The sequence below is a fragment of the Mucilaginibacter robiniae genome (assembly GCF_012849215.1).
Lineage (GTDB): Bacteria > Bacteroidota > Bacteroidia > Sphingobacteriales > Sphingobacteriaceae > Mucilaginibacter > Mucilaginibacter robiniae.
The window spans coordinates 4,423,819-4,435,241 of sequence record NZ_CP051682.1 but is presented as its reverse complement, the minus strand read 5'-3'; the positions used below and the strand labels follow the sequence as shown (position 1 = coordinate 4,435,241).

Annotated in this window: 13 protein-coding genes; 6 read left to right on the top strand and 7 right to left on the bottom strand. The window is 38.9% G+C overall.

Annotation, left to right across the window (positions count from 1 at the left end; genetic code table 11):
* Window positions 1–6 precede the first annotated feature (6 nt).
* The 3 genes from HH214_RS19385 to HH214_RS19375 all read left to right on the top strand — a co-directional run bounded on the left by HH214_RS19385 (window position 7) and on the right by HH214_RS19375 (window position 3,029).
* Window positions 7–1,029 (top strand): PorP/SprF family type IX secretion system membrane protein, encoded by a 1,023-nt coding sequence (locus HH214_RS19385; RefSeq protein ID WP_169610460.1) that lies wholly within the window; start codon window positions 7–9, stop codon window positions 1,027–1,029.
* Between the two features lie 88 nt (window positions 1,030–1,117).
* A complete protein-coding gene (locus HH214_RS19380) occupies window positions 1,118–1,525 on the top strand; it encodes an OsmC family protein (protein WP_169610458.1) in 408 nt (135 codons plus the stop codon).
* A gap of 373 nt (window positions 1,526–1,898) precedes the next feature.
* Window positions 1,899–3,029, top strand: a complete 1,131-nt coding sequence (locus HH214_RS19375) for a mechanosensitive ion channel family protein (RefSeq protein ID WP_169610456.1) — start codon at window positions 1,899–1,901, stop codon at window positions 3,027–3,029.
* On the opposite strand, the gene HH214_RS19370 is transcribed toward HH214_RS19375, so the two are convergent.
* Entirely contained in the window at window positions 3,026–3,511 is a 486-nt protein-coding gene (locus HH214_RS19370; protein WP_169610454.1) for a DUF4126 family protein, read from the bottom strand. The two genes, HH214_RS19375 and HH214_RS19370, sit on opposite strands and share 4 nt — an antisense overlap.
* A gap of 119 nt (window positions 3,512–3,630) precedes the next feature.
* Between HH214_RS19370 and HH214_RS19365 the strand changes: the two genes are divergently transcribed.
* The 3 genes from HH214_RS19365 (at window position 3,631) to HH214_RS19355 (ending at window position 6,271) form a co-directional block, all read left to right on the top strand.
* Window positions 3,631–4,176 carry a hypothetical protein gene (locus tag HH214_RS19365; RefSeq protein WP_169610452.1) on the top strand — a complete coding sequence of 182 codons (546 nt, stop codon included), beginning with the start codon at window positions 3,631–3,633 and terminating at the stop codon, window positions 4,174–4,176.
* A 119-nt stretch (window positions 4,177–4,295) separates the two neighbouring features.
* Complete coding sequence (purB, locus tag HH214_RS19360; protein WP_169610450.1) at window positions 4,296–5,639, top strand: adenylosuccinate lyase; 1,344 nt, start codon at window positions 4,296–4,298, stop codon at window positions 5,637–5,639.
* Window positions 5,640–5,722: 83 nt separating this feature from the next.
* Entirely contained in the window at window positions 5,723–6,271 is a 549-nt protein-coding gene (locus HH214_RS19355; RefSeq protein ID WP_169610449.1) for a NifU family protein, read from the top strand.
* A gap of 88 nt (window positions 6,272–6,359) precedes the next feature.
* Here the strand turns inward: HH214_RS19355 and HH214_RS19350 are convergent, their stop codons facing one another.
* The 6 genes from HH214_RS19350 to HH214_RS19325 all read right to left on the bottom strand — a co-directional run bounded on the left by HH214_RS19350 (window position 6,360) and on the right by HH214_RS19325 (window position 11,400).
* Window positions 6,360–7,151, bottom strand: coding sequence for an inositol monophosphatase family protein (locus HH214_RS19350; protein WP_169610447.1), 792 nt, complete (start codon window positions 7,149–7,151; stop codon window positions 6,360–6,362).
* Window positions 7,120–7,602, bottom strand: a complete 483-nt coding sequence (locus HH214_RS19345; protein WP_169610445.1) for a GtrA family protein — start codon at window positions 7,600–7,602, stop codon at window positions 7,120–7,122. The genes HH214_RS19350 and HH214_RS19345 overlap by 32 nt, the downstream gene beginning before the upstream one ends.
* Window positions 7,595–8,761 carry a prolipoprotein diacylglyceryl transferase gene (locus HH214_RS19340; protein WP_169610443.1) on the bottom strand — a complete coding sequence of 389 codons (1,167 nt, stop codon included), beginning with the start codon at window positions 8,759–8,761 and terminating at the stop codon, window positions 7,595–7,597. Before HH214_RS19340 ends, HH214_RS19345 begins: the two co-directional genes overlap by 8 nt.
* A 28-nt stretch (window positions 8,762–8,789) precedes the next feature.
* Window positions 8,790–10,109 (bottom strand): tRNA (N(6)-L-threonylcarbamoyladenosine(37)-C(2))-methylthiotransferase MtaB, encoded by a 1,320-nt coding sequence (gene mtaB / locus HH214_RS19335; RefSeq protein WP_169610441.1) that lies wholly within the window; start codon window positions 10,107–10,109, stop codon window positions 8,790–8,792.
* Window positions 10,110–10,239: 130 nt separating this feature from the next.
* On the bottom strand, window positions 10,240–10,707 hold the full coding sequence (locus tag HH214_RS19330) for a PH domain-containing protein (protein WP_169610440.1): 468 nt from the start codon (window positions 10,705–10,707) through the stop codon (window positions 10,240–10,242).
* Window positions 10,708–10,833: 126 nt separating this feature from the next.
* Window positions 10,834–11,400 carry a UbiX family flavin prenyltransferase gene (locus tag HH214_RS19325; RefSeq protein ID WP_169610438.1) on the bottom strand — a complete coding sequence of 189 codons (567 nt, stop codon included), beginning with the start codon at window positions 11,398–11,400 and terminating at the stop codon, window positions 10,834–10,836.
* Window positions 11,401–11,423: the final 23 nt, after the last annotated feature.

Sequence of the window (11,423 nt, the reverse complement as noted above, 5' to 3'; positions counted from 1 at the left end):
GTAAACATGAAATATTTACGCTACCTGCTCATGTGGATGCTGATTTATGCCGGTGTAAGCCAGGCTCAGGATCATATGTATTCGCAATTTTTTAACTCACCTGTATATTTGAACCCTGCCCTGAACGGGCAGTTTGATGCAGATTTTAGGATGAACCTGATTTACCGTAGCCAGTGGACATCTGTACCAGGTTCCTTATCCTACATCACTGCTTCAGCCGATTATAACATCCCGAAATTTGGTGGTGGTGTGGGTCTGCTCTTTACAAGAGCTAACGAAGGTACAGCCTACTTTGTGCGTAATAATCTGGCAGGTATTTATTCATACAGTGTAGGGTCTGATAATTATGTATTATCCTTCGGTTTGCAAGCTGGTATCAGCAATCGTAGTATCGACCGCGGCAAATTGGTATTTGGCGATCAGATTGACCCAACATTAGGTTATATTCCAGGTTCTGTATCAGCTGCCGATTTGGGTCAACTAAACAATCGATTTTATTTTGATTCTGGCGCTGGTGTAAATTTAGTAGTAGGCGAATTTATGGTAGGCTCGGCTTTGCAACATATTAACCGCCCTAATGATTCATTTACTGGTACACCCTCCAAACTGCCTATGCGTGCTACTGCTCATGTTAGCTACCGTATCAACACCAACCGGTACAGCAATGGTGATGACAATGATTCGTATTTTATCCCTTCGGTTGTGCTATATAAACAAGGTTCTGCCAGCTCCATTAATGCTGGGGTACAGTATAAAAGACGGGGCGTTAATGCCGGTGTATGGTATCGTAATGGTGGTACTGATGGGCCGAGTGCTTTTGTTGTTTCATTCATATTTGACTTGTTCATCAACAAAGAGGGTGCTGAAAAAATACGTTTTGGTATTAGTCATGATGCCCCTACTTCTAAATTAAACTACAGCAACACCAGTGGTACTACCGAAGGCAGCTTAAGTTATGAAACTACTACACCATCACGTAACGAAGATCATAAGTTTCAGGGTTCACGCCGTTGTTATGATTTTTATTAATAGGTTAGCATAAACAAACAGCATGGCTGCAACAAATGTTGCTTACAGCATTATATATACTTGCTGTTGCAACTATCACTGATACCAGATGGACTTACAGAAAAAACTTATAACCAAAGGCTTTGCCCATATTGGCCGCGAACATTATCACACTACAGCAGGTAGCGGCAAACACACTATTGTAGTTGATGAACCTGCAGAAATGCAGGGAACTGATGCTGGCATGAACCCTTTTGGCTTATTGGTAAGCAGTTTGGGCAGCTGTACCATTATCACCTTGCGCATGTACATTGATCGCAAAGGCTGGCCAGTAGATGAAATACAAGTAGATTTGGCCATGTACTCAATAACTGGTGGCTACTTAATTGAAAGAAACTTGACAATTAAAGGTAATTTGACAGAAGATCAACTAAAACGATTGGAGCAAATTGCAGATGCCTGTCCTATACATAAAGTTTTAACCGGAAGTGTAATGGTTGAAACACATTTACAGTAACCCTACTTAAATAATAGAAGAATAAGTACTCACATAAAAAAACCGGCTGAAAAATATTCTCAGCCGGTTTCAATCACTCTAAAACAATCACCTCTAACTTTAAGAAGTACCTTTAATAATCTATATTGTAGTAAATTATTACTAATTAATCTCGGACAAAGAGACTGCTTATTACAGCATGTATAACTTACACCAACTGGGTTTTACGCCTGTATTACAGATAGTAAACCAAGTACATTTAATGTATGAAAACATAAACGCTGGCTCATAAAATATATTGCTTTATAAAAAGCTCGACACATACGTAACTTGTTCTTTAAGCATCATGCACAAACATTTACTGTATTAAGTAGTATATTCTATCAATTTAAATATGCTACTGTTTATACAAACTTCATTACCACCTGATATATTAAGCTGGTCACAACAGTTGCCAAGCTGGCTCTGGAACATCTCTATCGTGGTAATTACCATTATTATTGGTCTGGTTATAAAATTTATAGTTACCCGACTATTTAAATATTACGCCCGGCAAGAAGGAGATTACTCCTTATTCCGTTCTATGGTATTCCACTTGGGAGTACCACTATCTTACTTCATCCCGTTAGTAATGTTAAACCTAGCTATACCATTATTGCGTTTACAAGCGTCATTTCACCGGCCGCTTGAACATATTTTTGGAATAGCTTTAAGTTTGTCATTCGCCAGTGTACTTATTAGTGCCATTAAAGTATTTGAAGACTATGTATATCACGTTTATAGTTTAGATAAAACCGATAATTTAAAAGAACGAAAGGTACGTACTCAACTACAATTTATCCGTAAGTTATTAATTGCAGTTATCATATTTGTGACCATTGCTTTAATTCTGCTTAGCTTCAAAAGTTTGCGTGAAATCGGCACCGGTTTACTTACCGGTGTAGGTGTAGGTGGTATCATAATTGGCTTTGCAGCTCAAAACTCATTAGGCAATTTACTAGCTGGCTTTCAAATTGCTTTTACCCAACCTATTCGTATTGATGATGTACTGGTAGCCGAAGGTGAATGGGGCCGCGTTGAAGATATAACGCTTACCTACGTAGTAATGCGCTTATGGGATCAGCGCCGCTTAATTTTACCTATCAACTACTTTATTCAAAAACCTTTTCAGAACTGGACCCGCATATCAGCCGAAATTGTTGGAAGCGTTTTCCTTTACCTGGATTACAATACGCCTGTAAATGATCTCAGACTAGAATTTGAACGATTAATGCAAGCTACGCCATTGTGGGACCAACGAGTGAAAGCCTTACAAATTACAGATAGCAAAGAACATACTATTGAAATTCGGATGCTGGTAAGTGCCCGCAATTCATCTGAGGCTTTTGACTTACGCTGTTATATTCGGGAAAACATGGTGAACTACGTACAAAGGAATCATCCCAATAGCTTACCCAAGTTCCGTACTGAAATATCGGGCTTTGTTTCTCAAACAAAGCCCGATATTCCAAATACAAATATTTAAGCAACTTTTGCTAAACCTATACTACTGCCAGCAACCAAAGCATCTTCAATACCTCCAATTATTGGATCAATTATTTTTGTATTCTTTACGACAGACTTACGCAGGTAAAAACTACCAAAGGTAGAAAGCACAGCTGCACTGCCACCGATAAGTGCGCCCAAGTAAGCTTTATGCCCGCTGGCTTTGTAAATGCTTGCTCCAGACAATGCGCCCATCAGCATGCGTGCGCTAATACCTTGTAGTACTATACGGTTAGGTGTATTGGGCAATTTATCACCTACTACTTCGGTTAATGTTAACAGCTTTAACACGGTAGCTACTTTGTTAGACTGCATGTATTGCCAATGTGTGCCTTTAAGTGCATTAGAAGGATGATGACTTAAAATGTGGCTGGTTACCGCCGGTGCTGCTGTTGAGCGAAAACCAGCTAATGTACCTACTCCCACGGCTTGCCAGAACGGCTTTGTTAATTTGAGTGCCATAATTAAATGCTTTATATAAGTACCTATTGTTACACAAAAGCTAACATTCTGTTTTACAGAATATTTATCAAACCAATTATTGTTGTTTATTGTTTAAATCAGATAAACTACATCTATTTATGAAAGTAAAAGAAGAAAACATTTTAGGTGAATTAGGCAGTGCCTTAGGCAAAGGCCTACTTGCCGGGTTGGCTGGTACAGCAGCTATAACGCTATCACAAATGATAGAAATGCAGATTACCAAACGCGGTCCCAGCGAAGCTCCGGTTAAAGTAGCATCGGAAGTAACCGGTGTACAACCTACTTCTGAAGACAAGAAAGAAAAAGTAGGCATGGAAGTGCATTTTGCCTACGGTACCTCGTGGGGTGTTGCACGCGGCTTATTAGGATTGCTAGGTTTAAAAGGTTTACCAGCTACGTTAGTGCATTTCGGTGCTATTTGGGCTACCGAACTGATCATGTTACCTAAATACGATGCTGCTCCACCAGCTACCGAGCAAGAACCTAAAACCTTGGCTGTTGATGCTTTGCACCATGCCGTATATGCACTGGCAGCAGGCTTTGCCTATGATGCACTGGATGCGGGTGGCAAACATGAAAGAAAACTAAACAAGCTGGTTGACCAACTACATGTTAAAGGGATATTGGATAAATTCAAATCATAACATAAGTTGATTCTTTTAAAAAGCTGTCTGTCACTTCAGGCAGCTTTTTGTGTTTACAGCTATGATCAACACTAATTTGCACTACTTTGTTAACTTTGCGCAAATTAATGTTTCTCTATATGACGCTTACTTCTCTTTCGGCCATATCACCGGTTGATGGTCGTTACCACAATACTACAGCCGCACTAGCCGGATATTTTTCCGAATTTGCTTTAATCAAATACCGGGTTTTTGTAGAAGTTGAATATTTTATTGCTTTATGCAAACATCCTCTGCCTCAGCTTAAAGACTTTAATCCTACTTTGTTCAGCCAACTTCGTGATATTTATCAGAACTTTTCTGAACAGGATGCGGAAAGCATTAAAACTATTGAGAAAACCACCAACCATGATGTAAAGGCTGTAGAGTACTTTATTAAGCAAAAGTTTGATGCATTAAATTTACAAGCTTACAAAGAGTTTATTCATTTTGGCCTTACCTCACAAGATATTAACAACACGGCTATACCCTATTCATTCAAATTAGCATTACAGGAGGTTTATTATCCTGCTATTCAAGAATTAGTTAACAATTTAAAAAATTATGCTGGAGAATGGCAGCAAATACCTTTGTTGGCCCACACGCATGGGCAGCCAGCCTCACCTACCCGGCTAGGTAAAGAAATTGAGGTATTTATTGAAAGGCTAGAAAACCAACTTAGCTTATTACAAACTGTACCACATTCAGCTAAGTTTGGCGGCGCTACCGGCAACTTTAATGCACATCATGTAGCATATCCGGATATCAACTGGCAAGCTTTTGGCAATCACTTTGTAAATGAAATTTTAGGTTTAAAACGTTCACAACGTACCACGCAAATAGAGCATTACGATAATTTTGCTGCTCAATGCGATGCCTTAAAACGCATTAACAATATTATTATGGATTTGGATCGCGACATGTGGACGTACATTTCCATGAATTATTTTAAGCAGAAAATTAAAGCTGGTGAAGTAGGTTCATCGGCCATGCCGCATAAAGTAAACCCGATTGATTTTGAAAATTCAGAGGGCAATGTGGGCATTGCTAATGCTTTATTTGAACACTTAGCAGCTAAACTTCCAGTATCACGTTTACAACGTGATTTAACCGACTCAACAGTATTACGCAACATCGGTGTACCTTTTGCGCATACCCTTATTGCCATTAAATCAACCTTAAGAGGGTTAAATAAATTATTGCTGAACGAATCAGTTATACAACATGATTTAGAAAGTAACTGGGCTGTAGTAGCCGAAGCTATACAAACCATATTGCGCCGTGAAGACTATCCCAATCCTTATGAGGCTTTAAAAGAGTTAACCCGTACCAACCAGCAAATTAATGCAGAAAGTATAGCCACATTTGTTGACACATTGCAGGTAAGTGAAGATGTTAAGCAACAATTACGGCAAATTACACCGTTTAATTATACAGGTATATAAGTCATGTATAGGTCATAACCATAGTTGCTGTATAAATAAATCAAAATGGTGCTTAAATTTGTTTACACTCAAAATGCATAGCCATGAACATTAACGTATATACCGAATCTACGCCAAACCCGGCCACCATGAAGTTTATTGTAAATAAGCTCCTGATTAATGGTAGTGTAGATTATGCAACTAAAGAAAGTGCTGAACAATCTCCTTTTGCTAAGGAACTATATAAATTCTCGTTTGTAAATGGCGTATTCTTCGCCAGCAACTTTGTTACTATCACCAAAACTGAAGGTACTGACTGGGATGATATTGAATCTATATTAAAAGAGTTTGTAAAAGGTGCAGTAGAAGCTGACTTAAAAGTTCAGGAAGAAGCTCAGGAAGAAGTTTCTTTTGAAGGCACTGATGCTGAAGTAAAAATTCAACAAATACTGCACGATTATGTACGCCCTGCTGTTGAACAAGACGGCGGCGCTATTAGCTATAAATCATTCAATGAGGGCATCGTTACTGTAGAACTGCGTGGTTCATGCAGTGGTTGCCCATCTTCTACCATTACGCTTAAAGCGGGTATAGAGAACTTATTGAAACGTATGGTTCCTGAAGTTCAGGAAGTAGTTTCAGAAGCAATGTAATATAGCTTCTATTAACATAAAAAAAAAGGGTCTGCATATAATTTATGCAGACCCTTTTTATTGGAAAGACTTGTTTAGTAAGGTTGATTTACTTTACAAAATACTGTTGTATTTTATTCAGCAACTCTTGTGTTAGTTTCCCATTAGTAGCTAGTAACTCACGAGTATTCATGCATTCCTGACCGCCACTATAATTAACTGCATGACCACCTGCTTGCCTTAAAATTACAATACCGCCCGCTACATCCCAAGGGTTCAAGTTGTATTCGTAATAAGCATCAAACCGACCACAGGCAGTATAAACCAAATCAACAGCTGCCGACCCTAAACGGCGCAGGCCGTGACAATTACGCATTAAATCGGCAAATAAGTCAATGTACTGTGGTTGTTTACTAAAGTCGTAATAGGGAAAGCCAGTTGCAATCAGGCTATCAGCAATAGTAGGTGCTTGGCTCACTTTAATCTCTTTACCATTCAAGTAAGCGGGTGTATCGGAACAAGCATAAAAACACTCGTCCTGATTTACTTCATATACTACACCTGCTACTAACTGATCATTTTCCTGTAAACCTATACTTACCGAAAATACTGGTAAGCCATGTATAAAATTAGTAGTTCCGTCCAATGGGTCAATAATCCAGTTGTAACGTTCACCTATTTTAGTAGTGGTTTTCTCTTCAGTAATAAAGCCAGCTTCAGGTAATACTTTTTGAAGTGCTGCTACAATTTGTTGTTCAGCCGTTTTATCTACATAAGATACCAGATCATTCAAGCCCTTGTACTCAATCTTTTTTGGATTAAAGTTCTGGCGTTCTTGCCGGATAAATGCGCCTGCTTGGCGAGCTATTTCAGTTACCTGAAGGGTGATTTGTTCGAGCATGATGACGTAATGATAGATTAAAGGAAAATAATTTATGCACAAAGTAGCTGGCAAAAAACAAGCTTAATGCTGCTAATGGCCGCGCTACAGGCGGATATAAATGCAGGTATTTGATAAATACATGTAGTACGCCTAAATTGGCGAAGTACCCTATAAAAGCTACCGAAAAGAAGCGAAGAAACTGCTTAGCCGGCGGTAAGGTAGATTCGGAAAATACTAAATAGCGAGTAATTATAAAATTAACCAGAACCCCTAAAAAGAACGAAATAGTAAACGACAGCGTGTAGTTGCTGATGGTTGCCGAAAATATAGTATAATCTTTTTGTACAAACAGGTTATGATAAAAAATATAAAAGGATAATACATCAACCAAGAACCCCGACCCTGCAGAAAAAATAAACCGAACAAACTTGTTGTCGAAAAAAGGTTTACTTGGATGAACATTATTCATTATTCAAGGCAGTGGTTTTGGACTTAGCCGATACGGATACAATCAGGATAATACCAGCTAGAACTAAACATAGAGATATAAGTTCGGCCTGAGTAAAAGATAAACTACCAATATGATAACGAGTATTTACGCGTATTAACTCCACAAAGAAGCGTTCAATACCATTCAGAATCAGATAAATTCCAAACATCATGCCCGGTGTTTTAATACGATTCCGGATGCTCCATAGAAACAGGAACAGCAATATACAAACTACACACTCGTAAAAAGGTGTTGGATAAACAGGGGATTGCAACTCAGCACAGTATTTACCTAGGCAACCTGGAATAGCTACGCCTACTTCATTTACATTATGCGGGTATTTAAACGCCCACATCCAATCGGGTGCCCAGCTTAACCAGCTAGGTTTGGGCGCTAAATTAGTAATACCCCAATCACCATCACCAGCCATCTGGCAACCTATACGGCCTACGCCGTAAGAAAGCATCATGCCCGGGCCACCAATATCCAGCATAGTTAAAGGCTTAACCCCATGTTTGTTGGCAATGTATAAAACAGCTGCACCACCACAAATCAAGCCACCATAGAAGGTTAAACCACTAAAACCTATCAGCATGTCAACTGGATTGCGCATAAACTCATCCCAGTTTTCCAATGCATTAAATACTTTAGCACCAATAAACCCCCACACTGCAGCCCATATTAAAATGTTGCCCATCAGCTCGTAAGGATGTACGGTAATTTTCTGTTGTACAGGTTCAGCTAGCTGCTGCTTTTTCTTTTCGTAATAAGCCCAGTAAGCAATAGCAGCAGCGCCGATAATACCACCCAGGAAATTGCCCCGTGTAGATAAAATATACTCCTGCGGATTGCTGGTAAAAGCACTATAGTTTAAAATCAGATCTAGTATTTTGTAACCAACAATAAATCCAAATACCGCATTGCCTAACAAATCGACAGCAGTAGGCCCTTGTCCCACGGTAACTGTTGATTGAAAAGGATGTACATAGCCTAAACGTTCTTTGCGTTTAAACTCCTGCACAAAGGCCCAGTAAGCCGCTATGAAAGCTAAGCCTACAAAAAAACCAAATGTTTGTATCGGCAGCGGAATGTGAATACCAAACAGGTATTGGATAAGATGGGTAATGGTTGGAAACATCAGGTATTTTTTTGCAGCGAATATAAAGTTAATGAACTAATATTTCTTCGCTCTCAGTAATTTCAACGTCGCCATCAGAGCCTACAGCTGTTAACTTCACCGTTTTTAGTTCGTTAACCAGAACAGGATCATACTTGGCTTTCACTTTAACGTAGTTACGGGTGAAGCCATGCATATAGCCGTCTTTATTATCACCTTCAAACAATACTTCGCTATCTTCACCTATTTGGGTTGCATAAAAGGCCCGACGCTTTTTATCTGAAAGAATATGTAACATCTTACTACGGTCAGCACGAGTAGAACCAGGTACAGTGCCCTCCATCTCGGCAGCTAATGTATTTTCACGTTCAGAATATGTAAATACGTGCAAGTAAGATATATTTAATTCATTCAGAAAATTGTAGGTATCCAAAAAATCTTCGCGAGTTTCACCTGGAAAACCAACAATCACATCTACACCAATGCAACAATCAGGCATTAACTGTTTTATTTTTGCTACCCGATCGGCATACAATTCTCTGCGGTACCGACGTCGCATTAAACCCAGAATTTTATTTGAGCCCGATTGAAGGGGAATATGGAAATGCGGCACAAACCGTTGAGATGATGCCACAAACTCAATGATCTCATCCGTAAGTAAGTTTGGTTCAATAGATGAAATACGAATACGATCTATACCTTCTACCCTGTCCAGTGCTTTCACTAAGTCAACAAACTTGTCTTGCCGTTCACCATTGCGGATACCAAAATCGCCTAAGTTTACACCGGTTAACACAATTTCTTTAACGCCTGAGGCTGCTATTTGCTTGGCTTGGGCTATGGCATGTTCAATAGTGTCGCTTCGGCTGCCGCCACGAGCTAGTGGAATAGTACAAAATGAACAAGAGTAATCACACCCATCCTGCACTTTCAAGAATGTACGGGTACGATCGCCAATGGAATAAGAAGCTACAAACTGGTTAGCTTCAGAAACCGGCTGGTTATACACCAGCGTTTTTGGTTGCTTAGTTAAGTCGGTGATATAATCAACTAGCTGAAACTTTTCAGCAGCGCCTAACACCATATCCACACCTGGTATTTCAGCTATTTCTTGTGGTTTCAACTGCGCATAGCAACCTACAATAGTTACATAAGCATCAGGGGATATTTTAAGTGCCTCTTTAACAATTTTCTTACACTTCTTATCTGCATTTTCAGTTACCGAACAGGTATTAATTACGTATACATCGGGAATGTCGGTAAATTCTACAATCTGGTACCCGGCCTGTGTAAACAGGCGTCCCATTGCTGACGATTCTGAATAATTCAGCTTACAGCCTAAGGTATAAAAAGCAACTTTCTTGTTCATTATCAAGCTGCAAAGATACGAAAAAGTAAACATTGTGACTTAAATGTTGCTAGCTACATCTTTAAAAATAGCATTTAAAAAAGTCGATAACATATTCAGTTATCAGCTTTTTTATCAAGTATTATTTAACTTAATAAGCTTGTGGAGCAGTAGCTAGCACTACAGAGTTCTCAATAGCTTGATTAACTTCTTTCTTAAAACCAAATGGATTAGCAAGAAACGGGAATGATTCGGCTACACCACCTGTAGCAATTTTTACACTACCAAAGTTAAACATTCTGCCAAGAATGCTTTGCTCAACTACAAGCCCTTCTGCTCTGTTTAATTGTAACTCAATAAACTTCCTTTTTAAAAATCCTGTTTTTAAAATAACTCTACGATTAGTAACCACAAATTCGGTTGTTTTTGAAAGCACAATGTTAGATAACAAACTAATTATACCTAAGAAAAACAAAAAGCCCCCTAATGCATATGAAGACTTAATTACTAATGCCATAATAGCAAAAATGAAGAATGTTCGTGCATAAACATACCAATGGATTTTACCAGTGTACTGTACACGTTCGTTAGCTGTTAAATTCTTTTCTACGAAGCTCATGTGATAAGTATAAAATTGTTAAATTTTTAAAATTGCTCAAAATTACACAATTTACTTCTCACATTACAACAACTGTTTATAAACTTTATAATGAATTTTCTACGTGTTTGATATTATAAAAAAATTTTATTCATCCTCACTCCAGCGATAGCTCTCTTGCTCCAATCCGATCAGATCAACTATCCGATGTACAACAGTTAGAGCCACATCCTCAACAGTAATTGGTTTACTGTAAAATGAGGGTGTTGCCGGACAAATGATTCCACCAGCTTCAGTAACAGTTTTCATATTACGAATGTGAATCAGATTTAAAGGAGTATCGCGTGCTACCAGAATGAGTTTACGACGTTCTTTCAAAATTACGTCGGCTGCACGAGTAATTAAATCGTCAGACATGCCGGCGGCTATGCGCCCCAGTGTTCCCATTGAACAGGGTACAATAACCATAGTATCATATCGCGCAGAGCCTGATGCAAAAGGAGCCATGAAATCGTGCTTATCATAGTAGGTAAAAGGAAAATCAAAATAATCTTTGCTATCCAGTTCATATACCCAAACATCCTGAGCGTTTTTGCTCATCACAATTCCGACCTCGGCTATTTGGCTGCTTAGCTTTTGTAATTGCATGAGTAAGAGCCGCGCATATATAGCACCGCTGGCTCCTGTTATAGCCACTACAATCTTTTTCTTCATGCGAATACTACAAAGTAAAGGTC